The 26,553-nt window shown below is 64.2% G+C and carries 26 protein-coding genes; 16 read left to right on the top strand and 10 right to left on the bottom strand.

Going from position 1 to position 26,553, the window contains the following annotated elements; translation table 11 throughout:
- The 5 genes from LG047_RS13015 to LG047_RS12995 all read right to left on the bottom strand — a co-directional run bounded on the left by LG047_RS13015 (position 1) and on the right by LG047_RS12995 (position 5,019).
- Positions 1-402: a F0F1 ATP synthase subunit epsilon gene (locus LG047_RS13015; protein ID WP_227967134.1), complete on the bottom strand. Its 402-nt coding sequence runs from the start codon at positions 400-402 to the stop codon at positions 1-3.
- A 110-nt stretch (positions 403-512) separates the two neighbouring features.
- Positions 513-1,949, bottom strand: coding sequence for a F0F1 ATP synthase subunit beta (gene atpD / locus LG047_RS13010; RefSeq protein WP_227967133.1), 1,437 nt, complete (start codon positions 1,947-1,949; stop codon positions 513-515).
- 25 nt (positions 1,950-1,974) lie between these two features.
- Positions 1,975-2,856: a F0F1 ATP synthase subunit gamma gene (locus tag LG047_RS13005; protein WP_227967126.1), complete on the bottom strand. Its 882-nt coding sequence runs from the start codon at positions 2,854-2,856 to the stop codon at positions 1,975-1,977.
- A gap of 67 nt (positions 2,857-2,923) precedes the next feature.
- Positions 2,924-4,456 (bottom strand): F0F1 ATP synthase subunit alpha, encoded by a 1,533-nt coding sequence (gene atpA / locus LG047_RS13000; protein ID WP_227967124.1) that lies wholly within the window; start codon positions 4,454-4,456, stop codon positions 2,924-2,926.
- On the bottom strand, positions 4,456-5,019 hold the full coding sequence (locus LG047_RS12995) for a F0F1 ATP synthase subunit delta (protein ID WP_036285413.1): 564 nt from the start codon (positions 5,017-5,019) through the stop codon (positions 4,456-4,458). The genes atpA and LG047_RS12995 overlap by 1 nt, the downstream gene beginning before the upstream one ends.
- A gap of 240 nt (positions 5,020-5,259) precedes the next feature.
- Here LG047_RS12995 and LG047_RS12990 point away from each other — a divergent pair, with 240 nt between their 5' ends.
- On the top strand, positions 5,260-6,141 hold the full coding sequence (locus LG047_RS12990) for an S-methyl-5'-thioadenosine phosphorylase (protein ID WP_227967122.1): 882 nt from the start codon (positions 5,260-5,262) through the stop codon (positions 6,139-6,141).
- Here the strand turns inward: LG047_RS12990 and LG047_RS19595 are convergent.
- Positions 6,135-6,422: a hypothetical protein gene (locus tag LG047_RS19595; protein ID WP_036285408.1), complete on the bottom strand. Its 288-nt coding sequence runs from the start codon at positions 6,420-6,422 to the stop codon at positions 6,135-6,137. The genes LG047_RS12990 and LG047_RS19595 overlap by 7 nt on opposite strands.
- A gap of 119 nt (positions 6,423-6,541) precedes the next feature.
- Between LG047_RS19595 and LG047_RS12980 the strand changes: the two genes are divergently transcribed.
- From LG047_RS12980 to LG047_RS12945, 8 genes are all read left to right on the top strand, one after another.
- Complete coding sequence (locus LG047_RS12980) at positions 6,542-7,069, top strand: adenine phosphoribosyltransferase (RefSeq protein ID WP_036285407.1); 528 nt, start codon at positions 6,542-6,544, stop codon at positions 7,067-7,069.
- A 78-nt stretch (positions 7,070-7,147) separates the two neighbouring features.
- Positions 7,148-8,638: a murein L,D-transpeptidase family protein gene (locus tag LG047_RS12975; RefSeq protein ID WP_227967121.1), complete on the top strand. Its 1,491-nt coding sequence runs from the start codon at positions 7,148-7,150 to the stop codon at positions 8,636-8,638.
- 83 nt (positions 8,639-8,721) lie between these two features.
- The gene (locus LG047_RS12970; protein ID WP_227967120.1) at positions 8,722-9,060 is read left to right on the top strand and encodes a hypothetical protein; all 339 of its coding nucleotides are present in this window, start codon (positions 8,722-8,724) and stop codon (positions 9,058-9,060) included.
- A 191-nt stretch (positions 9,061-9,251) separates the two neighbouring features.
- Positions 9,252-9,560 carry a 50S ribosomal protein L21 gene (rplU, locus tag LG047_RS12965; protein ID WP_036285404.1) on the top strand — a complete coding sequence of 103 codons (309 nt, stop codon included), beginning with the start codon at positions 9,252-9,254 and terminating at the stop codon, positions 9,558-9,560.
- Positions 9,561-9,686: 126 nt separating this feature from the next.
- Entirely contained in the window at positions 9,687-9,953 is a 267-nt protein-coding gene (rpmA, locus tag LG047_RS12960; RefSeq protein WP_036285402.1) for a 50S ribosomal protein L27, read from the top strand.
- A gap of 197 nt (positions 9,954-10,150) precedes the next feature.
- Positions 10,151-10,753 (top strand): GNAT family N-acetyltransferase, encoded by a 603-nt coding sequence (locus tag LG047_RS12955; RefSeq protein WP_036288778.1) that lies wholly within the window; start codon positions 10,151-10,153, stop codon positions 10,751-10,753.
- Between the two features lie 7 nt (positions 10,754-10,760).
- On the top strand, positions 10,761-11,822 hold the full coding sequence (obgE, locus tag LG047_RS12950) for a GTPase ObgE (RefSeq protein WP_227967119.1): 1,062 nt from the start codon (positions 10,761-10,763) through the stop codon (positions 11,820-11,822).
- 273 nt (positions 11,823-12,095) lie between these two features.
- Positions 12,096-12,986: a TadE/TadG family type IV pilus assembly protein gene (locus LG047_RS12945; protein ID WP_227967118.1), complete on the top strand. Its 891-nt coding sequence runs from the start codon at positions 12,096-12,098 to the stop codon at positions 12,984-12,986.
- An 84-nt stretch (positions 12,987-13,070) separates the two neighbouring features.
- Here the strand turns inward: LG047_RS12945 and LG047_RS12940 are convergent, their stop codons facing one another.
- A complete protein-coding gene (locus LG047_RS12940) occupies positions 13,071-15,374 on the bottom strand; it encodes a spore coat protein U domain-containing protein (RefSeq protein WP_227967117.1) in 2,304 nt (767 codons plus the stop codon).
- Positions 15,375-15,699: 325 nt separating this feature from the next.
- On the opposite strand from LG047_RS12940, the gene LG047_RS12935 reads away from it, so the two are divergent.
- Together LG047_RS12935 and LG047_RS12930 are read left to right on the top strand one after the other, a co-directional pair.
- Positions 15,700-16,092, top strand: coding sequence for a DUF2946 family protein (locus LG047_RS12935; protein WP_227967115.1), 393 nt, complete (start codon positions 15,700-15,702; stop codon positions 16,090-16,092).
- Between the two features lie 181 nt (positions 16,093-16,273).
- A complete protein-coding gene (locus tag LG047_RS12930) occupies positions 16,274-16,714 on the top strand; it encodes a hypothetical protein (protein WP_227967113.1) in 441 nt (146 codons plus the stop codon).
- A 155-nt stretch (positions 16,715-16,869) separates the two neighbouring features.
- On the opposite strand, the gene LG047_RS12925 is transcribed toward LG047_RS12930, so the two are convergent.
- Positions 16,870-17,532: an O-methyltransferase gene (locus LG047_RS12925; RefSeq protein ID WP_227967111.1), complete on the bottom strand. Its 663-nt coding sequence runs from the start codon at positions 17,530-17,532 to the stop codon at positions 16,870-16,872.
- A 204-nt stretch (positions 17,533-17,736) separates the two neighbouring features.
- Here LG047_RS12925 and LG047_RS12920 point away from each other — a divergent pair, with 204 nt between their 5' ends.
- Positions 17,737-18,105 carry a hypothetical protein gene (locus LG047_RS12920; RefSeq protein WP_036285391.1) on the top strand — a complete coding sequence of 123 codons (369 nt, stop codon included), beginning with the start codon at positions 17,737-17,739 and terminating at the stop codon, positions 18,103-18,105.
- 68 nt (positions 18,106-18,173) lie between these two features.
- Here LG047_RS12920 and LG047_RS12915 read toward each other — a convergent pair whose 3' ends face one another.
- Entirely contained in the window at positions 18,174-20,009 is a 1,836-nt protein-coding gene (locus LG047_RS12915) for a M3 family oligoendopeptidase (protein ID WP_227967108.1), read from the bottom strand.
- Positions 20,010-20,300: 291 nt separating this feature from the next.
- Here LG047_RS12915 and LG047_RS12910 point away from each other — a divergent pair, with 291 nt between their 5' ends.
- The 3 genes from LG047_RS12910 to LG047_RS12900 are packed head-to-tail and all read left to right on the top strand — an operon-like array spanning position 20,301 to position 22,601.
- Positions 20,301-21,803, top strand: coding sequence for a sigma-54 dependent transcriptional regulator (locus tag LG047_RS12910; RefSeq protein ID WP_227968491.1), 1,503 nt, complete (start codon positions 20,301-20,303; stop codon positions 21,801-21,803).
- Positions 21,804-21,843: 40 nt separating this feature from the next.
- Positions 21,844-22,323, top strand: coding sequence for a glutathione peroxidase (locus tag LG047_RS12905; RefSeq protein WP_036285385.1), 480 nt, complete (start codon positions 21,844-21,846; stop codon positions 22,321-22,323).
- On the top strand, positions 22,320-22,601 hold the full coding sequence (locus LG047_RS12900; RefSeq protein ID WP_227967105.1) for a hypothetical protein: 282 nt from the start codon (positions 22,320-22,322) through the stop codon (positions 22,599-22,601). Before LG047_RS12905 ends, LG047_RS12900 begins: the two co-directional genes overlap by 4 nt.
- A 5-nt stretch (positions 22,602-22,606) precedes the next feature.
- Here the strand turns inward: LG047_RS12900 and LG047_RS12895 are convergent, their stop codons facing one another.
- Positions 22,607-24,715: a carbohydrate porin gene (locus LG047_RS12895; protein WP_227967098.1), complete on the bottom strand. Its 2,109-nt coding sequence runs from the start codon at positions 24,713-24,715 to the stop codon at positions 22,607-22,609.
- Positions 24,716-25,022: 307 nt separating this feature from the next.
- Between LG047_RS12895 and LG047_RS12890 the strand changes: the two genes are divergently transcribed.
- Positions 25,023-26,438: a circularly permuted type 2 ATP-grasp protein gene (locus LG047_RS12890; protein ID WP_227968490.1), complete on the top strand. Its 1,416-nt coding sequence runs from the start codon at positions 25,023-25,025 to the stop codon at positions 26,436-26,438.
- The last annotated feature ends 115 nt before the right edge of the window (positions 26,439-26,553 follow it).

The following is a 26,553-nucleotide window of genomic DNA, read 5'->3' as shown; positions in this document are numbered from 1 at the left end:
TCAGGCGCCGACAGACGCGCGCAACTCCTGTAACTGGGCGATTCTCTCGGCGGCCGCGTGACGGGCCTCCTCAGTCTTGGCGTCGGCCAGATCTTCGCGCGCATCCTTCAGGTCGGCGTCGACCTTGGCTACGTCGATCTCTGACAGCGGGATCGCAAGTTCGGCGAGAATGGTGAAACCTGCCGCGCTCACATCCGCGAATCCGCCGCGCACGAAAAGCTTCTCTACCTTGCCGTCGCCGCCTGCGACCGTGACGACGCCCGACTTCAGGGTCGTCATGACCGGCGCATGGTCCTTGAGGACAGTGAACTGCCCCTCCGCCCCCGGCGCGACCACGGATTCGACATCGCCCGAGAACAGCAACTTTTCGGGAGAGACGAGTTCAAAGTGGAATGCGGCCATGTCTTTCTCCGGCGGCGCTTCTTGCATTCAGCAAATGATGGCCGGCGGCGCCGGCCATTCAGTTTCGTAAATCGCTCTGGCCCGCGGAACCCGGACCGTGAGCGAAGGCGTCAGGCCGCTTCCTTGGCGAGCTTGGCGGCCTTTTCGATCGCCTCCTCGATGGAGCCGACCATATAGAAGGCAGCCTCCGGAAGGTGATCGTATTGACCCTCGACGAGACCCTTGAAACCCTTGATCGTGTCGGCCAGCGCAACGAGCTTGCCGGGCGAACCGGTGAAGACTTCGGCGACGTGGAAGGGCTGCGACAGGAAGCGCTCGATCTTGCGGGCGCGGGCGACGACGAGCTTGTCCTCTTCCGAGAGTTCGTCCATGCCGAGAATGGCGATGATGTCCTGCAGCGACTTGTAGCGCTGCAGGGTCGACTGCACCTTGCGGGCGACTTCGTAATGCTCCTCGCCGACGATGGCCGGGGAGAGCATGCGCGAGGTCGAATCCAGCGGGTCGACGGCCGGATAAATGCCCTTTTCCGCAATGGAGCGCGAGAGCACGGTCGTGGCGTCGAGGTGGGCGAAGGAGGTGGCCGGCGCCGGGTCGGTCAGGTCGTCGGCGGGCACGTAAATGGCCTGCACCGAGGTGATCGAGCCCTTGGTCGTGGTGGTGATGCGCTCCTGCAGCGCGCCCATGTCGGTTGCGAGCGTCGGCTGATAGCCCACCGCCGAAGGGATGCGGCCGAGAAGCGCGGAGACTTCCGAGCCCGCCTGCGTGAAGCGGAAGATGTTGTCCACGAAGAACAGAACGTCCTGGCCCTGGTCGCGGAAGTGTTCGGCGACCGTGAGGCCGGTCAGCGCGACGCGGGCGCGGGCGCCCGGCGGCTCATTCATCTGTCCATAGACCAGCGCGGCCTTTGAGCCCGTGGCCGAGCCGTTCACCGGCTTCTTGTTCACGCCGCCCTCGATCATCTCGTGATAGAGGTCGTTGCCCTCGCGGGTGCGCTCGCCGACGCCGGCGAAGACGGAATAACCGCCGTGCGCCTTGGCGACGTTGTTGATGAGCTCCATGATGAGAACGGTCTTGCCGACGCCTGCGCCGCCGAACAGGCCGATCTTGCCGCCCTTGGCGTAGGGCGCGAGAAGGTCGACGACCTTGATGCCGGTTTCGAGAATCTGGGCTTCCGTCGCCTGCTCGGCGTAGGAAGGCGCCGGCTGGTGAATGGCGCGCTTGCTGGCGGTCACGAGCGGGCCGGCCTCGTCGACCGGCTCGCCGATGACGTTGATGATGCGGCCGAGCGTCTCGTCGCCGACGGGCACGGAGATCGGCGCGCCGGTGTCGACCACTTCCTGACCGCGCGTCAGGCCTTCCGACGTGTCCATGGCGATGGTGCGCACGGAGTTCTCGCCGAGGTGCTGCGCGACTTCCAGAACGAGGCGCTGGCCCTGGTTCGTGGTCTCGAGCGCGTTGAGAATCTCGGGGAGATGCCCGTCGAACTTCACGTCGACGACGGCGCCGATGACTTGGGTGATGCGCCCGGTGGGCTTGTTGGCGGCCATGTTACGTCCTCGTCTATTTTAACGATCAGAGCGCTTCGGCGCCCGAGATGATTTCGATGAGTTCCTTGGTGATCATCGCCTGACGCGACCGGTTGTAGAGGGTCGTCTGCTTTTTGATCATGTCGCCGGCGTTGCGCGTGGCGTTGTCCATCGCGCTCATGCGCGCGCCCTGTTCCGAGGCGGCGTTTTCGAGCAGCGCGCGGAAAACCTGCACGGAGATGTTGCGCGGCAGGAGTTCCGAGAGAATCTCGTCCTGACCGGGCTCATATTCATAGGACGGCTGCGCGCCCTCCACGGCGGGAGCGTTCTCATTCGCCGCGATCTGCGCGGGGATCAGCTGCTGCGCCGTCGGAATCTGCGCAATCACCGACTTGAACTTCGAGAAAAACAGCGTGGCGACGTCGAATTCGCCCGCCTCGAACATTGCGATGACCTTCTTGCCGATCTCGTCCGCGTTCTCGAAGCCGATGGTCTTGAGGCCCCGCAGCTCGATCAGCTCCACGATCTCTTTTTCGTATTGGCGGCGCAGCTGGTCGAAACCCTTCTTGCCGACGCAGAGAATCTTGACCGTCTTGCCCTGTCCCTGAAGGCGCTGGATGTGCTCCCGGGCCATTCGCACGATCGAGGAGTTGAACGCGCCGCAGAGGCCGCGCTCGGCGGTGGCGACGACGAGCAGATGCACGTCGTCCTTTCCGTTTCCGGCGAGAAGCTGCGGGCCGCCGGTCGAAACGCCGGCGGCGAGATTGGCGAGCACGGATTCCATGCGCTCGGCATAGGGACGCGCGGCTTCGGCCGCCGTCTGCGCGCGGCGCAGCTTGGCCGCCGCGACCATCTGCATGGCCTTGGTGATCTTCTGCGTCGCCTTGACGGAAGAAATCCGGTTTCGAAGATCCTTCAACGAGGGCATGAGTGTGCTTCTTGTCTCGAGGTCGTCGCGCGCCCGTCAGCGGGCGCGCGAACCGTCAGCAGTCGGATCAGGCGAAGGACTTCGCGAAGGACTCGACGACGCTCTTGAGCTTGGCCGCAGTATCGTCGGACAGGTCCTTCGACGTGCGGATGCTCTCGAGAATGTCGTTGTGCGACGAGCGCAGCAGCGCCAGCAGCCCGTCCTCGAAGGCGCGGACGCGATTGACCGGCAGCGGATCGAGATAGCCGTTGACGCCGGCGTAGATCACGCAGGTCTGCTCTTCCATCTTCAGCGGCGAGAACTGCGGCTGCTTCAGGAGCTCGGTGAGGCGCGCGCCGCGGTTCAGCAGACGCTGTGTCACCGCGTCGAGGTCGGAGCCGAACTGGGCGAAGGCCGCCATTTCGCGATACTGGGCCAGCTCGCCCTTGATCTTGCCCGCGACCTTCTTCGTGGCCTTGGTCTGCGCGGACGAGCCGACGCGCGACACGGAGAGGCCGACGTTCACGGCCGGACGAATGCCCTGATAGAAGAGGTCGGTCTCAAGGAAGATCTGGCCGTCGGTGATCGAGATCACATTCGTCGGAATGTAAGCCGACACGTCGTTGGCCTGCGTCTCGATGACCGGCAGAGCCGTCAGCGAGCCCGCGCCGCGATCGTCATTGAGCTTCGCCGCGCGCTCGAGGAGACGGGAATGCAGATAGAACACGTCGCCCGGATAGGCTTCGCGGCCCGGCGGACGGCGCAGCAGCAGCGACATCTGGCGGTAGGCGACGGCCTGCTTGGACAGATCGTCATAGATGATGACGGCGTGCATGCCGTTGTCGCGGAAATACTCGCCCATGGCGCAGCCGGCGAAGGGCGCCAGAAACTGCATCGGGGCCGGGTCCGAGGCTGTGGCCGCCACGATGATCGAATATTCGAGGGCGCCGCGCTCCTCGAGCACCTTCACGAACTGCGCGACGGTCGAACGCTTCTGGCCGACGGCGACGTAGACGCAGTAGAGCTTCTGGCTCTCGGGCGCGCCTTCGACGTTGAGCGACTTCTGGTTCAGGATCGTGTCGAGCGCGATCGCGGTCTTGCCGGTCTGGCGGTCGCCGATGATCAGCTCGCGCTGGCCGCGGCCGATCGGGATGAGGGCGTCGACGGCCTTGAGGCCCGTCGCCATAGGCTCATGAACCGACTTGCGCGGAATGATGCCAGGGGCCTTGACGTCGACGCGGGCGCGCTGGGCAGCCTTGATCGGGCCCTTGCCGTCGATCGGATTGCCGAGCGCGTCGACGACGCGGCCGAGAAGCTCCTTGCCCACCGGCACGTCGACGATGGCGCCCGTGCGCTTGACCGTCTGGCCTTCCTTGATGTCGCGGTCGGAGCCAAAGATAACGATGCCGACGTTGTCGCTTTCGAGGTTCAACGCCATGCCGCGCACGCCGTTCTCGAACTCGACCGTCTCGCCGGCCTGCACATTGTCGAGGCCATAGACGCGAGCGATGCCGTCGCCGACGGACAGGACCTGACCGACTTCTGTGACCTCGGCCTCAGTGCCGAAGTTGGCGATCTCGTTCTTGAGGATCGCGGAAATTTCTGCGGCGCGGATATCCATCAGCCGACCTCTTTCATACGTGTGCGGATTGCGTTGAGCTTGGTGCGGACGGAAGCGTCGACCATGCGTGAACCAAGTTTGACGATGATGCCGCCGATGATCGACGGATCCGTCGCGATATTGAGATTGATCGACTTGCCGCCGGTGACGCCCGAGAGCGTCTGACGCAGCGCGGTCGCCTGCTCCGGCCGCAGCGGCGCGGCGACCGTGACGTCGGCGCGCACGAGGCCCTTCGAGGCGTCGTGCAGACTCTGATAGGCGTCGATCATGTCGGAGATGACGAAGAGGCGGCGCTTCGACGCGACGAGGCGGATGAAATTTGCGGCAATGCCGGAAATTCCCGCCTTGTTCAGAACGGCGTCGAGCGCCTTGACCTGCTCCTGCGCGGAGAAGACAGGGCTCCTCACCAGGCGCTTGAGGTCGGCGCTGTCGTTCACCAGCGTCTGGAATGCGGCGAGCGCGGCGGCGACCTCGTCAGCGGCGCGCTTTTCAGTCGCCAGTTCATAGAGGGCGGAGGCGTAACGTCCTGCGACGCCGGAAAGCGAAACTCCGTCTTGAGCCACTTTTTTCGCTCGTCAAATTCGCATCGTTCGAAGCGCCGGCCGCAACGCGAAAACGCGCGAACGCAGCAGATAGCGGTAGCTTCAAGCGACGGATGCTGTAGGAACAAGGGACAAGGGCTGCAACGCCCCAGTCCCAAGGCGTGCGTCCACTAACACAGGCATTTTTGCGGCGCAACCCTGTCACGGCGCCGTAGCGCGCGTGAATTTTTCGCGCGCGCTTATTCTGCGAGAGGAGCGGCGATGACCAAAGCTGTTGTCGGAATTATCGGCGGTTCAGGCGTTTATGATTTGCCCGGCGTGAAGAATCCGCGACGCGAAAGAGTTGCGACCCCCTGGGGCGAGCCCTCCGATGAACTTGTTTTCGGCGAGGTCGGCGGCACGAGCGCGGTCTTTTTGCCGCGCCACGGGCGCGGTCATCGGCTCTCACCTTCGGGCATAAATTACCGCGCGAACATCGACGCGCTGAAGCGCGTCGGCGTCACGGACATCATTTCGGTTTCGGCCTGCGGCTCCTTCAAATCGCAATTCTTTCCTGGTCTCTTCGTCCTCGTCGATCAATTCGTGGATCGCACTTTCGCGCGTGAATCCTCGTTTTTCGGCAATGGCTGCGTCGCGCATGCGTCGATGGCGCATCCGATCGCGCCGAAACTCTCCGAGCGCATCGCGAGGGCGGCGCGGGACGAGGGAATCGAGATCGCGATCGGCGGAACCTATGTGTGCATGGAGGGGCCGCAATTCTCCTCCTATGCCGAATCGCTCCACTACAAGGCCGCCGGTTTCGACCTCATCGGCATGACCGCGATGCCGGAGGCGAAGCTCGCACGCGAGGCGGAGATTTCTTACGCGACCATCGCCATGGTGACGGACTTCGATTGCTGGCACCCCGAGCACGACAATGTGGATGTTTCCTCGGTGATCGAAATCGTGCGCAGGAACTCCGCCGCCGCCACGAAACTGATCGCCCGCGTGCTGGCGGATTTCCCGGCCGAGCACGAACCTTGCCCCGTCGGCTCGGACCGGGCGCTCGACAACGCCATACTGACGCCGCCCGAGGCGCGCGATCCGGAAGTGATGAAGAAGCTCGACGCGGTGATGGCGCGACTCATTGGCGCAGGTCAGTAATACCACTGCCCGTTGATGGACTCTCCCTCGCGGCGCGGCGCCGGCGGGGGCGGAGGCGCCGACGGGCCGCCGCCGTAATAGTCGGCGCTGTCGGGAACCGGGACAGGGACGGGAACGGGAACAGGCCCTGGATAGGGCGGCGGGTAAGGCCGGCGCCCGACGTTCGGCGGCGGCGGATAGCCGGGGGCGCCGCCGAAGCCCCGCCCGCCGGCGGCTCGCGCCTCGGCGGCGAGGAGAAAGGACGCGGCCAGAAGGCAGGCGACGCGCGCGAAGCTGGACATGGGCTGAAATCCTTGGAGGTCGTCACGTCCGAGTGTAATGACTCGCGACGCATGCTCCAGCCTGAACTCAACCTTTAGTTGAACAAACCTGAATCATCACGAGAGAAAAAAGGTCTTCCATGCCCCTCGCATCCTCCATCCGCACCATTCCGGACTATCCGAAAAAGGGCATTCTCTTTCGCGACATCACGACGCTTCTCGGCGACGCCAGGGCGTTCCGCAGGGCGGTGGACGAGCTCGTACAGCCCTGGGCCGGCACGAAGATCGACAAGGTGGCGGGAATGGAGGCGCGCGGCTTCATTCTCGGCGGCGCGGTGGCGCATCAGCTCTCGGCCGGCTTCATCCCCATTCGCAAAAAAGGCAAATTGCCACACAAGACTGTCTCGATGTCCTATGCGCTCGAATACGGAACCGACGAGATGGAGATGCATGTCGACGCCGTGTCGGCGGGGGAGCGGGTGATTCTCGTCGACGACCTGATCGCGACCGGCGGCACGGCCGAGGGGGCGATCCGGCTTCTGCAGAAGATGGGCGCAGAGGTCGTCGCCGCCTGTTTCGTCATCGACCTTCCCGATCTCGGCGGCGCGAAAAAGATCGAGGCGCTCGGCGTGCCCGTGCGCAGTCTCGTCGCCTTCGAGGGTCATTGACGGTCAAGCTTACGATATGTTTGCCACGTTGCGGCTCTATCGGTAGGATTTGCAGTCAGGAAGTTCAAAACGCTCCGGATGAAGCCGCGACTCACACATCTGCTGCTGGCGTCTCTCGCCCTCGCCGCGCTTGGCGGAGGGGTCGCCATCCTGCGCTTCCTGCCGGGCGTCGCGCCGCAGCGCGGCGCTTCTCCGGCGCAACAGACCGCAATGGCGGCGAAGCCGGCCGTTGGCCCGATCGGCGGCGCGATGTTGCCCGGCCTGCGCCGTGGAGTTCCGCCAGAAGCGACCTCGCCAGTCGCTGCGCCTGCCGAGACGCCTGCGCCGGTCACGATCCCCGCCCTCGCGCCCGCGGCCCCGGTCGCGACGGCAGCGCAGGAGCCGCCGCAAACGCCGCCCTTCCCCACCGCTGTCGCGCCGGAAGCTTCACCTGCAGCTGAAAATCCGGATGTGGAAGGCGTCGTCTCCTTCCCGCCGCAACCCGCCGCGCCGCCTTTGCCGCCGAGCCGGCCGGCCGATCTGGCGAAAATCGCGGCCCAGACGCCTTTGCCGCCGAGCCGCCCGGGCGATCTGGACCGGCTTGCCGCAGTGACCGCGCCCCCGCCCGAAGCGCCCCCGGCCGCCTCGGCGCCGGCGCCTGAATCGCCCTCGGTCGCGCCTGTCCCGCCCGCGAGCGAGGCGGCGCAGACCCCCGAGCGGACGCCCGCGCCGGACGCTCCCCTCCCGCCGACCCGGCCCCGCGAACTCGCCGGCGTCGCGGCTTCGACGCGGGTCGCCGCCGCGTCGGCCGATCAGGCGACGCCCGCTCAACCCGCCGCCGCGGCGCCGGCTCCGCCGGCGGCCGCCGCGCCGACGACGCAGGTCGCCCGCCTGCCGGAGCCGGCCTTGCGGCCCGCGCCCGAGGACGCCTTCCAGCAGCCGCCGCCGAAATTCGGCATGGGCGACCAGGTCTTTGTGCGCATCTTCAAGCAGGAGGGGCAGCTCGAGCTCTGGCTGAGGAAAAATGGCCGGTTCAACCTCTACAAGACATTTCCGATCTGCAAATGGTCGGGGCGCCTCGGGCCGAAGATCAAGGAGGCCGATTACCAGTCGCCCGAAGGTTTCTACAGCGTCTCGGCGCGCCAGCTGAACCCGCACTCCAATTACCACCGCGCCTTCAACGTCGGCTATCCGAACGCCTTCGACCGGCAAAACGGGCGGACCGGCGGGCTCGTCATGGTGCATGGCGCCTGCAAGTCCGTGGGCTGCTTCGCCATGACAGATCGAGGCATCGAGGAAATCTACGGTTTCGTGGAGGCGGCGTTGCGCGCCGGGCAGAAGGAAATCGCGGTCCACATCTTTCCCTTCCGCATGACGGACGCGGCGATCGCCCGCGAGACGGGCGGCGGCTGGCTCGCCTTCGTCGGCGGCGGCGGCAATTATGCGCAGTGGACCAGCTTCTGGAAAAATCTGAAACAGGGCTATGATCTGTTCGAGCGCACCGGAGAGCCGCCCGTCGCCTTCGCCTGCGGCGACCATTACGAGTTCGACGGCGGCGGCGCGTCCTGCCGCCGCGTCGCCGGCTGGTGAGCCGTTCACACAAGCTTCAGCTCTGATCGGCGAGATTGAATCAGTCGCGCGGCGCCGCCGCGCCGAAACCGGGAGAGGCCGCAATGCGGCGGATTGTTCATTATTTCATCCTCGCCGCCATCGTCGGAGCGCTGGCGCCGGCTCCCTCGGCGCAGGCCGCGCCCAATGTGCCGCTGTGTTTCGCGATAGCCAATAATTACAACAACTGCATGCGCCAGTTTCAGCGCGGCGGCGGGCGCCACGGCTGGAACAACGCAGGTCCGGAGTCCTATGGCGGCTATGGGGGCGGCGGCTGGAACGGCGGGGATTACGACGACGATTATCAGTATCGCGTCTACCGGCAGCAGCGACGCGCGGCGCGCGCCCAGGCCAATTGCGCCATCTGGCTGGCGCAGATGCAGGCCAGCGGCTGCACGCAGTAAGCGGCCATTCGGCGCAGCGAGCATTGACAAAAGCGTCTTGCGCGGTTTAGGTCGTTCTTCGCTTCGGCGCGGCGGTTTCGCCGCGTTTTTCTTTTGCGCCAACCGCGCAGGAGAGAGAAGCGCAACCGGTTCAACTGTCAAAAAGCCGGCCGGCGGAAACGCCAGAGTCGGGACGAACACAGGAAAAAACGATGTTCGCAGTCATCAAAACCGGCGGCAAGCAGTATAGCGTGTCCGCCGGAGATATTATCACCGTCATGGCGCTCGACGGCGCGCCGGGCGACAAGATCACCTTCGACGAAGTGCTGATGGTCGGCGGCGATACGCCGAAGATCGGCGCCCCGACGGTCGCCGGCGCCAAGGTTTCGGGCGAGATCGCCGAGCAGACGCGCAGCGCCAAGTCGATCTCCTTCAAGAAGCGCCGCCGCCAGAACTCCAAGCGTAAGCGCGGTCATCGCCAGGATCTGACGCTCGTCAAGATCACGGCGATCGAGGGCTGAGCCCCTCGCGCCAAAAGGCTTGGTGAAACCGGGCGCCGCGCGTTATCATTTCGATAGGCGTCGAGCGCCAACCAGATTTCAACGCGGCGCGTGAGCGTCGCAGGAAAGTAAAGTCGGAGCAGGACAATGGCTCACAAGAAAGCGGGCGGCTCGTCGCGCAACGGCCGCGACTCGGACGGCCGCCGTCTCGGCGTCAAGAAGTTCGGCGGCGAATCGGTCGTCGGCGGCAACATCATCGTGCGTCAGCGCGGCACGAAGTGGCATCCCGGCCGCAATGTCGGCATGGGCAAGGACCACACGCTCTTCGCGCTCGTCGACGGCGTCGTATTGTTTAAATCCAGCGGCGGGCGCGCAAGCGTTTCCGTCGTGCCGGCGGCGGTAGCCGCAGAGTAAGGCGGTCGGATCGGTAACGACCCTCCGCCGGCCCCATTCCCCGGCGGACAATGGTCGTTTCGACCAGCGCGAGGAGCAGAAAGCTCCGATTGAGCGAAATGTCCGGAAAAGGCCCAACTGGGTCGATAGGGGAAGCGGGCGCCGCTTCCCCTTTTTTCGATCCGGGGCCAAATTCGGTCTTTCGCTTGGAGCTTTCGATGTTTCCTGAAATCACGCATGACGACGTTTTCAGGCTGGAAACCGAACGCATGTGGCTGCGCTGGCCGCGCGCCGCCGACGCCCGCGCCTTCACGCGGTTTCTCGGCGATCCCGAGGTTTCCTCGCAGACCGCGACTATTCCCCACCCCTACAATATTCGCGACGCAGAGGAGTTCATCCTGCGCGCCCGGGCCGAAAATTCGGCTGGCGAAGGGCTCGTTCTCGCGCTCGCCTTCAAGCGCCAGCCCAATGACGCGATCGGCGTGATCGGCGCGCATGGCTCATCCTTTCGCGGCGTCGCGCGCCTGGGCTACTGGCTGGGGCGGGAATATTGGGGTCAGGGGCTGATGACCGAGGCCGCGCGCGGCTTCGTCGACCTGATCTTCGGCGTGTCGTCGCTGGGCGAAATCACCTGTGACGCGCTGCCGGCCAATCTCGCCTCGCGCCGCGTGCAGGAGAAGCTCGGCTTCACGAGCCTCGGTCAGATCGAGATCGACGCGCCGGCGCGCGGCGGCAAGGTGACGGTCGAACGCACGCGCCTCACCCGCGGCGCGGCGCACACCGCCTTCGGCGCGCGCCGCCCGAAACTCACATCCACCTGAGCGACAAATGAAATTTCTGGATCAGGCCAAGGTCTATGTCCGCTCCGGCGACGGCGGCGCGGGTTGCGTCTCCTTCCGGCGCGAAAAATTCATCGAATTCGGCGGACCGGACGGAGGCGACGGCGGCCGTGGCGGCGACGTCGTGGCCGAATGCGTCGACGGGCTGAACACGCTCATCGACTATCGCTACCAGCAGCATTTCAAGGCCAAGACCGGCATGCACGGCATGGGCAAGAACCGCGCCGGCGGACGCGGCGCCGACGCCGTGCTGAAGGTGCCGGTCGGGACGCAGATCTTCGAGGAGGACGAGGAGACGCTGATCGCCGATCTGACCGAGGTCGGCCAGCGCGTCGTGATCTGCAAGGGCGGCAATGGCGGCTTCGGCAACGCCCATTTCACCACCTCGACCAACCGCGCCCCGCGGCGCGCCAACCCCGGCCAGTCGGGCGAGGAGCGCACGATCATCCTGCGGCTGAAGCTCATCGCCGACGCCGGCCTCGTCGGCCTGCCCAACGCCGGAAAGTCCACCTTTCTCGCCAGCGTCACCGCCGCAAAGCCGAAGATCGCCGATTATCCCTTCACGACGCTCCATCCCGGCCTCGGCGTGGTGCGCCGCGACGAACGCGAATTCGTGCTGGCCGACATTCCCGGCCTGATCGAAGGCGCGCATGAGGGCCACGGCCTCGGCGACCGTTTCCTCGGCCATGTCGAACGCTGCCGCGTCCTGCTGCATCTCGTCGACGCTTCGGGCGAACACGCCGGCAAGGACTACAAGACCGTGCGGGGCGAACTCGCCGCCTATGGCGCCGGGCTCGACGAAAAGCCGGAGATCGTCGCGCTCTCCAAGATCGACATCGTCGATCCGGAGCACCTGAAGAAGCAGCGCGAACGCCTGAAGCGCGCCATCGCCAGCGCCGGACCGCCGCCGGAAGCGCGGGGCGGGGTGCTGACGGTCTCGGCCGCGACCGGCGCCGGCGTGACCGAGGCGCTGCGCGCCGTCGGCGCGGCCATCGATGAATCGCGCGCGCAGGAGCGCTCGGCGGAAACGCCGGCCGAATGGCGGCCGTGAGGCAGCTTCCACGGCATTAGTGGAGTCCGGCGGGCCCTTCATCGGGGGTCCGTTCGTCTCTCCGCGAGCGGAGATGTTGATAACTACTGCGTGAGAAGCGGAAAAATCCGCGGGATTATTGAATTTCGACAAGCGAGCGTAAATGAAAACAAAAGCAATTCCAGCGCTTTAACATTTTATTGCAAGGCCCCGACCCAAGGTCTGTGCAATGACGGGACTTCCAGGCGGCTTCGAAGCGAGCCCTGAAGGAACCCCTCACGCAAGGACAGGCCAATGTCACGTCTTTGGGAAAACTCGCAGCCCGCCGCGGGTGATCGTTTGCGGACCTTTATGAAGGACCATGACGGCGCCGTTGCGGTGATCTTCGCCTTCGCCACTCTGCCAATGGTCCTTCTCATCGGCGGAGCGGTCGATTACTCGCGCGCGATCGGCGCCAGATCGAATCTCCAACAAGCGCTGGACGCCGGCGTGCTCGCCGCCGCGGTGAAGGGCGGCAATCCGGATTCCGGGCAGCTCGCCAGATATCTGAACTCGAATATGTCGCCCGGCGGCGCGGCGACGAATGTCACCCTGACCAGGTCTGTTGCGACAGGGGGAGCGGTGACTTTCGTCGGCGACGCCGATTTTTCGGTCGCCACGAACTTCCTGAAGATGGCCGGCCTCGGCGCCATAAAACTGCACTCCCACTCGGAAGCGACCCTGCCGGCCCAGATCGTGACGGCGACCTTCAAACCGACCAGTGCCCAGGGCGCCTATTCCAAGGACATTTTCATCTGGACGAAGAACGCCGCCGGCACGGTCGTTTCCAGGCAAACAGTGCTCACCTATCGTTACAACTCGTCGAACGGGAGCAAGGTCACCACGCCAGCGATCGGCTCATGGAGCCTGACGTTCACCGTGCCGTTATATTCGACTTTCGGCGTCGGCATGGTCGTCTATCAGGACTGGCAAAAATATTCGGGGGCCCTCGTCAATCCGGTCGAATTGTGGAGCGACGCCGCCAACGCCTCCACCTTCATGAGACAGAGCGGTCTCTGTACAGACGATGCAGGCGCGACCTACAATTGGGAAGACGGCGGCGATGGAAACTTCGTCGATTTCGTCTACACCATGAAATGCGCGACGGGCGTGGCCGCGAAGACCGTCGCGCGGCTATCGAAATGACCGGCGCAAACGCTGTCATACGCCGGTGAAAAAAGCCGGGGATCTCCCGACCCCCGGTCTCGTCTTTCCGTCAGGCGCGGGACGCTATTCGACGACCCCCAGGAAGTTCGGCCGCGCTGCGCCGGCGACGCCGTTCCTGCCGACCGCCGGCAGCTGGATGAAGGCGTCCTTGGCGTGACCGTCCTCCTGCTGCACGCTGATCGTATCGCCGACATGCCCGTTCGGGACCAGGAGTTCCGGGTGATCGAACGGCGCCGCGTCACGCCGCACGCGATCGTCGGTCAGCGACTTCACGAAATCGATCAGCTGGGCCTTTTCGGTAGAGCTTAAGCCAAGCCGCTCGATATCAGCATCGAAGTCATTGATGTTGAATGACTTGTGGTTTCCGCCGCGGTTGTAGAACTCCACCAGCTGCCGCAGATTCAACACGCCGCCATTATGGAAGAAGGGCTGCGTGAGTTCTGCGTTGCGGACGGTCGGAGTCTTGGCCGCGCCCATCACCGCGATACGTTCGCCCGGCGCCACAGAGATATTCGGCGAAATGCCGATCATATTCTGAAAGCCGGACGATCCGAACTGCTGCGCGATCGCCGTGTTCGACAGGGGCTTGCCAAAGGCGTCTCGGCCGCCATTGAGCAAATCCTCCGATGTCCTGGTGACGGCGATGTTGTAGAAGCCCTCGTCATAGACTGCGACGCCGCCGTTGCCCATCACCATGCGCTGCAGAGGCTCCTTGAGGGTCTTGCGCACGCTCGCGTTGGTGAATTCGGCGCCGCCATGGCAATTGGCGCATTTGGCCTTTCCGAAGAACAGGTTCATGCCGGCCGTCTGCGAGGACGTCATCGCCGACGTATTGCCCGCCATGTAGCGGTCGAAGGGCGAGTCGTCGGAGACCAGCGTCGATTCGTAGAGTTGAATCGCCAGACCGAAGAACAGGCTGAAATTGGCCTGCATCTGCGTGTACTGGTTCGCCGCCAGCGAGCCGGGCATGGCGATCACCGTCTTGTTTCCGGCCGCGTCGACCTGGACGGCCTGGGAGCCGTTCCACCACTCGGGCTTGAACGCGACCTGGATCGCCTGGGCGTAGCTCTCGACAGTCAGGCCCTTGCCCGAGAGGCTCGCATAGGGTCCGAGCACGCTGTCGTCCGGCGCGACCCTCTGAAGGGCGAGCGGACGCGCGGTCAGAAGCCGCTTGCCGATGTCCATCAGCGTGCGGCCGTCGGCGCTCATCTCGAAATTGCTCGACGGCGGCCCGACCGCCTGCGACGCGAGGCTGGCGTTGTCGATGCGCACCTGCACCGGCGTGACGGTCCCGCCCACGTTCTTGAACACCCGGGCGCTCTCGTCACGCGCGCCGAAGGGATTGACCCCGTTGAAGATAAATTGCGCGCGCCCGTCCCAGAAGTTGCGGAAGTTGAAGACCGCGTTGATCGTCGTGGGCGTATTCCGGGGTTCGACGCGGCGGGTGTTGAGCGAGCCGACCTTGAAGATGAGGTCGGAGCTCAAATAGAAATTGTCCCAGGACTGGCCGGGCGGCCCCGAAGCGAAACGGGAATTGAACACGCCCTGCGAACTGGCGACGTCATTGAAGTCCCGGGTGACCGACGAATTCGGGTCATCCGGGTTTTGCCGCTGGAAGAAGGGGAAGTCGCTGGCGACGAACTGATGGTTCGGTCCGCCGATCTGGAAAGTCGTATCCGGCCACGCCACCGTGGGAGAAGACGCGCGGGCAAGACCCGGATTGACCGAGTTCTTGCTGCGATTGTCCGCGCCGGCGTGGAAATGGCAGGAGGCGCAAGCCTGCACGGCGTCGCTGCCGACCTGCATGTCCCAGAACAGCGCCTTGCCGAGACCGATCGCGGCTTCCCTGTTCGCGACAAAGTCGTAAAGATTGGACGGCGTGGGAATGGCGACGCCCTTCAGGCCTTCAGGCCTGGGCGGCGGTTCGCCAGTCGTAACGGAAACCTGCCACGTAATGCTTTTCATCCGCAAGCTGCCGTAGAATATGCTTGCAGTAATCGTATCCGTATATGTCCCGTTGACCGGCGCCGTTTTGTCTATCAGCTTTGCATATACGGTCCTGTTGCTGAATCCGAGACCGACGGAGACAGAATCTACGCCGAGGCTATTGCCCCAGATTTTCGAAAAACCGGAATCCTGATAAAGATTATATTCCAGTTTGTAGCCGCCCGGACCCGTCAAGAAGCGTCTCGTTCCCGATCCGCTGGCGCCATAACTCAAGGTTATGCGGCACGAAGACAACAGCGACAGGACGTTTGCCGTCATCGAGCCTGTCGCCGTGTTGTTGGCGGTCAAATCGGTCCTGACGCCGAAAGAGACCCCACCCGTTCCCGAAATGGAACAGGTGGCCTGCGCCGTAAGCGTCATTGCGCAAAGGCCGCCGACTGTCAGCAACGCTCTCAGAGCGCCCCGCGCGTGAAGCGCTTTCCGCGAGATCGCCGCTACGGCCGGCAAAAAAAGCGACGCGGAGCGCAAGCGCCCCGCATGACACAGACTTCTCAAGAGTTTACTCATACGCCCCCCATCAGGCACGGTCTCGAAAACTGCCATGTTGCAGCTTCGTGGGGCCTCAGGCGCAAGCGGCGGGCCAGCAAAACTGTTTCAAAAAAGCGTACGGCGCCGATGTCCCAGACCCGATCGCTTACGGCTGCGCCATTGACCTTGCCGCCCGTAATGACTAGCTTCGAGAGTTATGAACCCGCGGAGCGAGGCGAGAAGCTGGCAGTTTGGACCGACGGCAGTTACGCTGCTCGTCGCCTATCTGCTTGTCCTTCAAGGCCTTGCGGTCGGCGTGTCATCGGGGGTTCGGGGCGCCGGTCTGTTCGCCGACGCGATCTGCCTGAGCAAGAGTTCCGGCCCCCTCGACAATAATCCGGCGACTCCGGCGCGGCATTCCCGGCATGACGGCTGCTGCGTATTTCACAGCGCGTCGCCGGGCGGCGCGGCGACGCCCTCGCCCTTCGTGGGCGAACCTCCGCCGTCGCTGTCCTATATCGAGATCAAGCTCGCCTTCGATGGGACGCAGCTTCGCTCGGACGCCGCCACGCCGCCGCTCGGCTCCCGAGCGCCCCCTGCCCTGATCTGAAGCCCGCCGCGGCCAGCGGCGCATGTCGTCCGGCTCGCCCTCGCGAGCCGAGACCGGTTCAGATTCGCGTTTCCATCGGAAGTTGACCCTTGAAAAAACCTTCGATTGCACAGGGCTTTGACGCCGCTGCGCCGAGGATCGATCAGCCATCCGACTGGACCGCGTTCAGTGACTTCGGATCATGGAACAGAAACCTCAAAGGACGCGAAAGCCGGTCAAGACGGTTGCGCGCATCTCCTCCCGGGAGCGACGCTGCTCGCAGAACGGGACTTTAACCGCGGCGCTTGACGGCGCCATTCGGATCAAACCCGAGCCGGCGCCGGAAAAAGGCCGGGTCGAAGTCGTCGAGGCCTATTTCGACGCGGAGGGGCGGCCGATCAAGCGCAAGAGTCTCGGCGCAGCGCGCGTCGCGCGCGCCTATGACGCTCAGGGAAACCAGGTCGAGGAGGCCTATTTCAACGCCGAGGGCAAGCCCACGGTTCGCAAGGATCTCGGGGCCGCCCGCATCGCCTGGCGCTACGACGACAGCGGCAGGCGCGTGGAGGCCTCCCTCTTCGGCGCGGATGGCGCGCTGATCTCGAGCCCCGCGGGAAACCGCAAGCGGCAGCTGGAAGGCGCCTGAGCTGAAAAGCGGCGCTGGCAGCGCCAGACAAAAAGACGCGCGCGAGAAATTCGCTCGCGTCTTTTTTTTTGCGTGCGGCGCCATCAGCGCGGCGGCTCGTCGCGCTTCGAAGCGATTGCCACGCGCGAGCCGGCTGCGGCGCAGTCCAGCCCGCGCTATTTCACCATGGCGATCAGGAAGCCATCCCACCCCTTGGATCCGACGGTCTGGATGGCGGTCGCCGTCACACGCGATTCGTCGGCGACTGCATCGAACAAGGTGCGAGCGCCGAGCGCGCTGTCCTCTTTGGTCGAGGGATCGGCCACCGCGCCGTCCCGGACGACATTATCGACGATGATCAGCGCGCCGGGCCGCGACATTTTCAGCGCCCAGTTGAAATAGGCGGCGTTGTTCGCCTTGTCCGCGTCGATAAAGGAAAGGTCGAAAGGTCCCGCCCCTTCCGCCTCAATCTTCGGCAGGATATCGAGCGCCGCGCCGACCCGCAGATCGACCCGGTCGGTCAAGCCCTCGCGGGCAATGTTGGCGCGCGCGACCTCCGCGTGACGGGGGTCGAATTCCACGGTGACGACCTTGCCGCCGGGTTCGAGCGCGCGCGCCAGCCAGATCGTCGAAAAACCGCCGAGAGTCCCGATTTCGAGAATACGGCGCGCGCGAAGCGCTCGCGAGAGAATGTGGAGGAGCTTCCCCTGCGGGGCCGAGACGTCGATGGCCGGCAGACCCGATCGCCTGTTCGCGTCCAGGGTCTCGTGCTGCTGCTCGGGCCGAGCAATCAGACGGCCCGCGATATAATCGTCGACCGCTTGCCATTGTTTTATCATCAGACCGCCTCCGGATCGGCCGGCGCTTGCCGGGCCGACATTCGAAACTATTTGACCTCAAGCGATTCTTCGTGCGAAGTGCCGCAGTTCCCGCTCGGAAGAGGGAGCGGAACAGGGAAGGCTTGATGGCCGCATTGTCTCAAGCCCCAGTTCCCTGCGGCCGACAATGCCGCCTTTCAGCCGAAAATTATGGGAGTGAAACGAATGATCAAGCTCACTTTGACCACGGCCGTCGCCGTCGTCGCTTTCAGCGCCTCAGCTTTCGCCGCCGGCTATAGCGTCACCGAGATCGCCTCGTCGGGCATCAAGCGCGCCAACGGCACCTGGACGCTCAACACCGAAGGCGACAAGGTGAGCGGCAAGGCCGACATGCAGCTCGATAACGGCTCGGTCGTCACCTACAAGCTCGACGGCAAGGTCGAAGGCGGCGTCATGACGCTCAACCTCACCGACCGCACCGACGGCAAGAAGGACTGCGTCTGGACCGGCAAGCCGAATGAAAACGGCAAGGTCTACAACGGCGAAGTCGTTTGCGGCAGCGAGAAGTTCCTGATCCGCGCCGGCGTCCAGTAAGCGCTTCGCAAACCGAGCATCGAAACGCCGGCCTCTGGCCGGCGTTCTAATTTTCGGGAGCAGATCCGTCAGGCCTCCTCCATCGCCTCCAGCTCCGCGATCAGCCCCTCGATCATTTCAAGACCGATGTTCCAGAACGCCGGATCGCGCGCATCCAGCCCGAAGGGCTTCAGCAGCTCGTTGTAGGGCTTCGCGCCGCCGGCCTCGAGCAGCGCGAAATAGCGTTCCGCAAAACCTTCGTGCGCCTTCTGGTAGACGCCATAGAGCGAATTGACGAGACAATCGCCGAAAGCGTAGGCGTAGACATAGAAGGGCGAATGGATGAAGTGCGGGATATAGGCCCAGAAGCATTCATATCCCGGCCCGAGCCGGATGGACGGCCCGAGACTCTCCGCCTGCACGCTCATCCACAGGTCGCAGATCTGGTCGGCGGTGAGTTCGCCGTTGCGCCGCTCGGTGTGAACCTTTCGCTCGAAGGCGTAAAAGGCCATCTGTCGCACCACCGTGTTGATCATGTCCTCGACCTTGGAGGCGAGCAGCGCGCGGCGCTGGTTCTTGTCGGTCGCCTGCGCGAGCAGCGCGCGGAAGGTCAGCATCTCGCCGAAGACCGAGGCCGTCTCGGCGAGCGTCAGCGGCGTCGGCGCCATCAGCGCCCCCTGACGCGCGGCGAGCACCTGATGCACGCCATGGCCGAGCTCATGCGCGAGCGTCATGACGTCGCGCGTCTTGCCCTGGAAATTGAGCAGCACATAGGGATGCGCCGAAGGAACGGTCGGATGTGAAAAGGCGCCCGGCGCCTTGCCCGGCCGCACCGGCGCGTCGATCCATTTCTTGTCGAAGAAGTCCCCGGCGATCTGCGCCATGCGCGGCGCAAAGCCTTTATATGCGCCGAGCACGATCTCGCGCGCCTCCGGCCAGGTGTAGAGCTTGCTCGGCGTCGCCGGCAGCGGCGCGCTGCGGTCCCAGTAGTCGAGCGCCTCCTTGCCGAACCATTTGGCCTTGAGCCTGTAATAGCGGTGCGAGAGGCGCGGATGCGCGTCCTCCACCGCCTTGGCCAGCGCCTCCACCACCTCACGCTCGACGCGGTTGGAGAGATGGCGCGAATCGGCGACGTCCTCGAAGCCGCGCCAGCGGTCCGAGATTTCCTTGTCCTTGGCGAGGGTGTTGGTGATGAGCGAGAAGACGCGCTGATTGGCCTTCAGCGTCGCGCCGATCGCCAGCGCCGCCTCCTTGCGCTTCGCCTCGTTGGGGTCCTGCATCAGATTCAGGACAGGCTCGATCGCGAGCTCTTCGCCGCCGACCTTGAAGCGCAGCGAGGCGATGGTCTCGTCGAAAAGGCGGTTCCACGCCGCGGCGCCCGAAATGTATTTCTCGTGGAAAAGTTCCTCGAGCTTGTCCTCGAGTTCGTAGGGCTTCTCCTTGCGAATGTCCTCGAGCCAGGGCCTCCAGCGCAGCAGCGGCTCCTTGCCGGCCGCCGCCATCAGGGTCTCGTCGTCGAGGCGATTGAGTTCGAGCTGGAAGAAGAGGAGCTGCGCCGAGGCGTTGGTCACCTTTTCCTGCACGTCGCCGTAGAATTTCGCGCGCGCCGGGTCGGTGGTGTCGCCGCTGTAGAGCAGCCCGGCGAATGACATGAGGCGCCCGAGCAGATCCTGCAGCGCCTCGTAGCGTGCGAGCGCCTCTCCGAGCGTGACGCTCGCGTCCGCGCCCGTCGCCATCTCAGCGAGGCGGCCGCGATAGTCCTTGCCGAATTGCGCAACCTCCGTCGCCGCTCTGGCCAGATCGCTCTTCAACTGCGGCGAATCGGTTCCCGGATAAAGGTCGGCGAGGTTCCATTCGGGCAGCGATTCGGAAGCACCCGCCGCGGCCTCGGCCGTGGCGCGGGTGGAGCGCGTTGTGAAGAGCATGGCGAAAACCGTTTCGAGTTGCGGACGCCGCGAGGCGAATGGTCAAACATATGGGCAAAGCCCAAGCGCGATCAACCCGATCCGCGACGTCGACAATCGCCGGGAATTGGCGGCGCGAATTCGAATTTTCGATTTTTCGCGCCTATTTACAACGCGCCGTTGCGCCTTCCCCCGCGCCGGATTAACCCGCCCTTTACCCTGTTTCGCAACGATGGGCGCGCCGACAAACAGTCCCGGCGCAGATGCGACGAGGGTGCAGCCGCGGGCTGCGGGGCGGGACAAAGGGGCGTGATGACTTCCATAATTCTCATTGCTGACGACGATCCGGTGCAACGCCGCCTGCTCGAGGCCATGGTGCGGCGATTCGGTTACGAAGCCGAGACCGTGGAGGGCGGCGAACAGGCCCTTGCGCGGCTGACGCAACCCGGCGCGCCGCCGATCGCGCTGCTCATTCTCGATCTCGTGATGCCCGATCTCGACGGCATGGGCGTGCTCACGCGCATGCGCGACACGAAGATCGCGACGCCCGTCATCGTGCAGACCGCGCATGGCTCGATCGAGGCCGTGATTTCGGCGATGCGCGCAGGCGCGCACGACTTCGTCGTGAAGCCGGTCGGCGCCGAGCGGCTGCAGATCTCCATCAAGAACGCCCTGTCGGCGGACGCGCTCGCCGGCGAAATCCGCCGCATCAGCCGCCGCGCCTCGGGCGCGCTCACCTTCCGGGACCTCGTCTCGCGCAGCGAGGATATGGCGCGCGTGATTCGTCTCGGCGAACGCGCCGCGCATTCGTCCATACCCGTGCTGATCGAGGGCGAATCCGGCGTCGGCAAGGAGCTGGTCGCCCGCGCCATTCAGGGTGGCTCCGATCGCAGGGGCAAGCCCTTCGTTACTGTGAACTGTGGGGCGCTCCCCGCCAATCTGGTGGAGTCGATACTCTTCGGCCACGAGAAAGGCGCCTTCACCGGCGCGACCGAAAAGCATTCGGGCAAGTTTCTCGAAGCCAATGGCGGCACGCTTTTCCTCGATGAAATCGGCGAACTGCCCCTCGACATTCAGGTGAAGCTCTTGCGCGCGCTGCAGGAGGGCGAGATCGACCCCGTCGGCGCGAGGCGGCCGGTGCGCGTCGATATCCGCCTGATCTCCGCGACGAACCAGAATCTCATCGAACTCGTGAAGCGCGGGCAGTTTCGCGAGGACCTGTTCTACCGTCTCAACGTCTTTCCGATCAGCATTCCGCCGCTGCGCGCGCGCCGTCAGGACATCGCCGATCTCGCGCGGCGTTTCGCGGCGCGTTTCGCGGCCGAAGAGGGCCGCAACATTCGCGGGGTCACGGCCGAAGCGCTGTCGCTGCTGACGACATATGACTGGCCCGGCAATGTGCGGCAGCTTGAAAACGCCGTGTTTCGCGCCGTGGTGCTCGCGGACGGCGACGAACTGACGGTCGCCGAATTTCCGCAGATCGCCGCCCATGTCGACGGATATGACGTGCGCGTGCCGCCCGCGCCGGCGCTCGCTCCCGCAGCCGACGCGCCGCGTCAGCGCGAGATCGTGCATGTCGAAATCCGCGATCCCAACGTCATTTCCATGCTCGGCGCCAATGGCGAGATGCGCAAGCTCCAGGATCTGGAGGCGGAGACGATCCGTTTCGCGCTGACGCATTATCGTGGCCAGATGTCGGAGATTGCGCGACGGCTCGGCATCGGCCGCTCGACGCTTTATCGCAAGATGAAGGAATATGGCCTCGACGAAGGCGCCGAATCCGAGGCCAAGCCCTCCGACAGCCTGGTGGCGTGAGAGAGAAATTTATGCGAGCCTATTGTAAAAGGAGGCGCGCATGACGACGCTCTATGATATCGAGGCCACGACGATCGACGGCGCAACCAGATCCTTGCGCGATTACGCGGGCAAGGCGCTCCTCGTCGTCAATGTCGCGAGCCGCTGCGGCTTCACCCCCCAATACAAGGGGCTCGAGGCGCTCTATCGCAAATTCGCGGACAGGGGGTTTGTCATTCTCGGCTTTCCCTGCAACCAGTTCGGCGCGCAGGAGCCGGGTTCGGAAAGCGAGATTGCCGCCTTTTGCTCGACGAATTACGACGTGACCTTTCCGATGTTCGCCAAGATCGACGTGAATGGCGAAAAGGCGCATCCGCTTTATCGCCTGTTGAAACATGCGGCGCCGGGACTGCTCGGCTCCGAGGCCATCAAATGGAATTTCACGAAATTTCTCGTTGATCGCAATGGCGCTGTCGTGAAGCGATATGCGCCGACCGATACGCCGCAGGCGATCGAGAGAGACATCGAGGCGCTTCTGTGAGCGCGACGATAAGCGTCTTGCGCGTGAGCGGGGGCGATCCGATGTCCTTCGACGTGACGGTTCGGGAAGCGAATGGCGAAACACGCCATCGCGTAACGCTTTCGCAAAATGACCTTGCCCGCCTCGCAGGCGGAGCGAATGCGGAGGCGATGATCGAAGCCTCCTTCCGCTTCCTCCTCGACCGCGAGCCGAAGGAAACGATCCTCTCGCGTTTCGACGTCAGCGTCATCTCGCGCTATTTTCCCGACTTCGAGAAGACGCTGCCGGCCTATTTCTGATCGCGTCAGAACGCGCCGCGCAGCCGCAGGCCGAAGACATTGATCGGCCCGCGCGCGCTGTTGTGCCCGGGATTGACGAGCAGCTGATAATCTAAAGTGGCGTCGAAATTCCTGCCGAAGCCGACCTTGTAATAAGCCTCCAGATTCTTCTCGCCATCATAGGAGAGCGCGCCGTCGCCGATATAGACGCTCGTTCCGCCGAGCGCGAAATAGCGCACGCGTGAGCCATGAAGTCCGCTGAAGGCGGCCGCGACGCCGATCTCGTCGTGATCGCGTCCCCACAAGGCGCCGCCGCCGACAAGTCCGAACGACACGGACCGGTCGACGTCAGTGTAATCCACTGTCTCATAGCGACCGTCCGCCATGCTCGCGCGCAGGAAGAACCCGAGATTCGGCGCCAGCTGTTGCTTTACATTGATTCCCCCGCCCCTCTTGACGGCGCGCTTGCGGAAGGAGTCGACACGCGGCGGGAACTCGCCTGTCAGATAGGCGTAGCGCACCACATCGTCCATCTTGCTCAGATTGCCATTGTCGCCATAGCCGAGAAACTTGATTGCTCCCGGCTGGCCGAAAAGGTCGTAGCGGCCCTCGAACTCTGCGACGGCCATATATTGACGGAATAATTCTGGCTCGATCTCGAGCCCGTTCGGCACGGTCGAGAGCTGAAACACGCCGCCGCGCGCCGTCCACCAGTTCTGTTTCCATTCCACGGCCAGGCCATGCGTGTAGCCCCAGGAGTCGGCCGCGTAATCGAAGGCGCCCATGGTGTTGAAGGCGAAATTCATGAAGCCTGTCGTCGGGTCGTGCGCGTAGACGTTGTCGTCGAAGACGTCTCCCACGGCGAATTTGCCCAGCGTGATGATGATGCGGTCGCGATCGACCTTGCCGGAGATCTGGTTCTGCGTCGATTCGAGCACTTCGCTGCGCGAGCCCTGGTCTGGATCATGTCCGCGGTCGCCGCCGCCGAGCCCGATGATCTGGCGCAGGAAATAACGCTGAAAGCGCATGTAGGGCGCGCTGGCGCCGACCTTGGCGACCGCGCCGTTGACGTAAGAGGCGGCTCCAACCGAATTGGCGAGTCCGTAGCCCTGATCGATCTCGGGGTTGAGATAGACCGCGCCGCCTTCCCACAGGCGCAGGCCAAGGAAGATGTTCGTCGTCGATCCGAAATTCGCCTTTCCGCCGGAAGGAAAGCTGTTAGGTCCGTCATAGGCCGCGCGAAATCGCGGATAGCCCTGCACGACATTGGTGGTCTGGGCGTGCACGCTATAAAACTCCGGCGCGTTTTCGCCGCTCTCGCCACTCGCGCCATTTCCGCCGTGGCCGTTTATTCCGCCGTATTGCAACGGAGCGACGATCTCGTTCTTGGCGCCGAAATGATAATTCAGCCCGAAGCGCAGGATCTGGTTTTCATTTCGGATGCGTGAGGCGTAGAGATAGCCCGCGCCATTGTCGAAAGTCTGCGTGTTCAGCGAATGGTTCAGAAAGAGATATTCCGCGCGCGCCGACCAATTATCTGCGAAGGCGTATTCGAAACCGGCGCCGAAAACATATTTCATCCGCGAGGATTGCGACCAGGGCGCCTCGAAAATCGCATCGGGGCCGCCGGCGCCGAGCGTAAGCGTTGCAGGTCCGCGCGCGCCGCCCGCCGCTACGCCGCCGGTCAGATAGAGGAGCGCGCGGTCGTAGGCGAAGCCGACGCGGCCGCGAATGCTGGCGAAATAATTTGCGCTCGAACCGGGATACAATGTGTAAACGGGTAGTCCCGGCGCATAGGCGTCCGAAGACGCGAACAGTCCGTTCGGGCCGCGGCGGCCGTCGAGCAGGCTCAAATCCGTCTCGAAGCCCCAGACCCAGGGCCCGTCCTGCCAGTTGTAGCCGACCTGCGCGCCAACCGTGACGCCAGGCCTTGTCGCGCCTGCGGGGTAGAGATCGTAAATGGGCGAGCCGAAGCCGCTCCCCGCCTGCAACCGCTCGCCGCCGTGAAGCGGAAAGGCAGCGCCGAGACTCGCTCCGAGATACATGCCGACCCAGTTGAACACCGGCGGCGGCGCTTCCGCGTAGGCCGCCGGCGCGGCGAGAAGCAAAAGCGAGGCAAACCCGGTTGCGCCCATTCGCCGGGAACTGGCGGGGCTCGAAAGCGCATGTCGCAGGCGCGCGCGATCTCGCGCCTCTCTCACATATTCGCGACGCGTCGGCAAAACCGAAAACCCGATGAATCATATGTCGGCAAGCGCAGGTTACGCCAGCCCGGCAGAGTCCTACAGAGACAATATGACAATTTTTTCGAACTTCTGGCGCAGTTCTTGCGAAGCTCTTCCCGACCGCAGTCTCAAAGGCCGGAACCCCTGTGAATACAGGCTCGGCCCGAAAATACGAGGAGCGCCGACAGTGGATCTGCGTGTGACGCAATTCGATGAAATGGGCGGCGTGAACGGGGCGACGCGCGCGCCATACGAAAAGCTTTCGCAATGGCTGGCGGGCACGACCCCCGACCTTCTCGCCTCGCGGCGTGAGCAGGCAGAGTTGCTGTTCCGGCGCATCGGCATCACCTTCGCCGTCTATGGCGCTCAGGACGCCACCGAACGGCTCATTCCCTTCGACATTCTGCCGCGCATCATCGCGCGCAGCGAATGGGCGGCGCTGGAGCGCGGCCTCGTGCAGCGCGTCACCGCGCTGAACATGTTTCTCAAGGATCTCTATAACGGCGGCGAGGCGCTGAAGGCCGGGATCATTCCCGCCGATCTCGTCTATCGCAATCCCGGCTATTGCCCGGAAATGGCGGGCCGCCGCGTTCCGCACGACATCTATGTCCACATCGCCGGCGTCGATATCGTGCGCACGGACGACCATGGTTTCTATGTGCTGGAGGACAACGCGCGCACGCCGTCGGGCGTCTCCTACATGCTCGAGAACCGCGAAGTGATGATGCGGCTCTTTCCCGAGCTTTTCGCGATGCATCGCGTCGCGCCGATCGAGGATTATCCCGACGAACTGCTCGCGACGCTGCGCTCCGTCGCGCCGCCGCGCGCGTCGAGCGATCCGACTATCGCGCTGATGACGCCGGGCCAGTATAATTCCGCCTTTTACGAGCACTCGTTTCTCGCCGACAAGCTCGGCGTGGAATTGGTCGAAGGCCGCGATCTCTTCGTGAAGGACGACGTGGTCTACATGCGCACGACGGAAGGCCCGCGCCGCGTCGACGTCATCTATCGCCGCATCGACGACGATTTCCTCGATCCGCTGGCGTTCCGGCCGGATTCGGCGCTCGGCGTCGCGGGACTCATGGGCGCCTATCATGCAGGCAATGTGACGCTCGCCAATGCAGTTGGAACAGGCGTCGCCGACGACAAGGCGACATACACCTACATGCCCGACATCATCCGTTTCTATCTCGGCGAGGAGCCCCTCCTGCAAAACGTCCCCACCCATCGCTGTCGCGAGCCGGAGGCGCTGTCCTATGTGCTCGACCATCTCGACGAGCTGGTGGTCAAGGAGGTCAATGGCTCGGGCGGCTACGGGATGCTCGTCGGCCCCCATGCAACCAGGGCCCAGATCGAGGAATTCCGCGCCAAGCTCAAAGCCCATCCCGACAATTTCATCGCCCAGCCAACCCTCGCCCTTTCCACCTGCCCCGTTTCCGTCGCGCAGGGCGTCGCGCCGCGCCATGTCGACCTGCGGCCCTTCGTGCTTCAGGGCGCGAATGGCGTGCGCGTCGTTCCGGGCGGACTCACCCGCGTCGCCATGACAGAGAAGTCGCTGGTCGTGAATTCGAGTCAGGGCGGCGGCACGAAGGACACCTGGATCATCGATGACGCGCTCATGGGGCAGGCCTGATGCTCGATAGCTTCCAATCGTTCGAGGAACATCACGGAATCGCGCATCCGGAAGAGGCTTTCGCCGTCCCCGATCCCGTCGTTCCCCTCGCAAAGGCCGCAGACAAATTCAGGCG

The sequence above is a fragment of the Methylocystis sp. WRRC1 genome (assembly GCF_020733155.1).
In the GTDB taxonomy this organism is placed as follows: Bacteria; Pseudomonadota; Alphaproteobacteria; order Rhizobiales; family Beijerinckiaceae; genus Methylocystis.
This window is presented reverse-complemented; position numbering and strand designations above follow the sequence as displayed.

Excerpts from the sequence above, each read along its gene's own strand:
- LG047_RS12910 (WP_227968491.1), top strand. The coding sequence starts at position 20,301 with ATGACTTCCATAATTCTCATTGCTGACGACGATCCGGTGCAACGCCGC.
- LG047_RS19595 (WP_036285408.1), bottom strand. The coding sequence starts at position 6,422 with ATGTCCAGCTTCGCGCGCGTCGCCTGCCTTCTGGCCGCGTCCTTTCTC.
- LG047_RS12970 (WP_227967120.1), top strand. The coding sequence starts at position 8,722 with ATGCGGCGGATTGTTCATTATTTCATCCTCGCCGCCATCGTCGGAGCG.
- atpD (WP_227967133.1), bottom strand. The coding sequence starts at position 1,949 with ATGGCCGCCAACAAGCCCACCGGGCGCATCACCCAAGTCATCGGCGCC.
- LG047_RS12915 (WP_227967108.1), bottom strand. The coding sequence starts at position 20,009 with ATGCTCTTCACAACGCGCTCCACCCGCGCCACGGCCGAGGCCGCGGCG.
- LG047_RS13015 (WP_227967134.1), bottom strand. The coding sequence starts at position 402 with ATGGCCGCATTCCACTTTGAACTCGTCTCTCCCGAAAAGTTGCTGTTC.
- rpmA (WP_036285402.1), top strand. The coding sequence starts at position 9,687 with ATGGCTCACAAGAAAGCGGGCGGCTCGTCGCGCAACGGCCGCGACTCG.
- LG047_RS13005 (WP_227967126.1), bottom strand. The coding sequence starts at position 2,856 with ATGCCCTCGTTGAAGGATCTTCGAAACCGGATTTCTTCCGTCAAGGCG.
- LG047_RS12890 (WP_227968490.1), top strand. The coding sequence starts at position 25,023 with ATGGGCGGCGTGAACGGGGCGACGCGCGCGCCATACGAAAAGCTTTCG.
- atpA (WP_227967124.1), bottom strand. The coding sequence starts at position 4,456 with ATGGATATCCGCGCCGCAGAAATTTCCGCGATCCTCAAGAACGAGATC.
- obgE (WP_227967119.1), top strand. The coding sequence starts at position 10,761 with ATGAAATTTCTGGATCAGGCCAAGGTCTATGTCCGCTCCGGCGACGGC.
- rplU (WP_036285404.1), top strand. The coding sequence starts at position 9,252 with ATGTTCGCAGTCATCAAAACCGGCGGCAAGCAGTATAGCGTGTCCGCC.
- LG047_RS12945 (WP_227967118.1), top strand. The coding sequence starts at position 12,096 with ATGTCACGTCTTTGGGAAAACTCGCAGCCCGCCGCGGGTGATCGTTTG.
- LG047_RS12955 (WP_036288778.1), top strand. The coding sequence starts at position 10,151 with ATGTTTCCTGAAATCACGCATGACGACGTTTTCAGGCTGGAAACCGAA.
- LG047_RS12925 (WP_227967111.1), bottom strand. The coding sequence starts at position 17,532 with ATGATAAAACAATGGCAAGCGGTCGACGATTATATCGCGGGCCGTCTG.
- LG047_RS12975 (WP_227967121.1), top strand. The coding sequence starts at position 7,148 with ATGAAGCCGCGACTCACACATCTGCTGCTGGCGTCTCTCGCCCTCGCC.
- LG047_RS12980 (WP_036285407.1), top strand. The coding sequence starts at position 6,542 with ATGCCCCTCGCATCCTCCATCCGCACCATTCCGGACTATCCGAAAAAG.
- LG047_RS12990 (WP_227967122.1), top strand. The coding sequence starts at position 5,260 with ATGACCAAAGCTGTTGTCGGAATTATCGGCGGTTCAGGCGTTTATGAT.
- LG047_RS12930 (WP_227967113.1), top strand. The coding sequence starts at position 16,274 with ATGGAACAGAAACCTCAAAGGACGCGAAAGCCGGTCAAGACGGTTGCG.
- LG047_RS12935 (WP_227967115.1), top strand. The coding sequence starts at position 15,700 with ATGAACCCGCGGAGCGAGGCGAGAAGCTGGCAGTTTGGACCGACGGCA.
- LG047_RS12905 (WP_036285385.1), top strand. The coding sequence starts at position 21,844 with ATGACGACGCTCTATGATATCGAGGCCACGACGATCGACGGCGCAACC.
- LG047_RS12940 (WP_227967117.1), bottom strand. The coding sequence starts at position 15,374 with ATGACGCTTACGGCGCAGGCCACCTGTTCCATTTCGGGAACGGGTGGG.
- LG047_RS12895 (WP_227967098.1), bottom strand. The coding sequence starts at position 24,715 with ATGGGCGCAACCGGGTTTGCCTCGCTTTTGCTTCTCGCCGCGCCGGCG.
- LG047_RS12920 (WP_036285391.1), top strand. The coding sequence starts at position 17,737 with ATGATCAAGCTCACTTTGACCACGGCCGTCGCCGTCGTCGCTTTCAGC.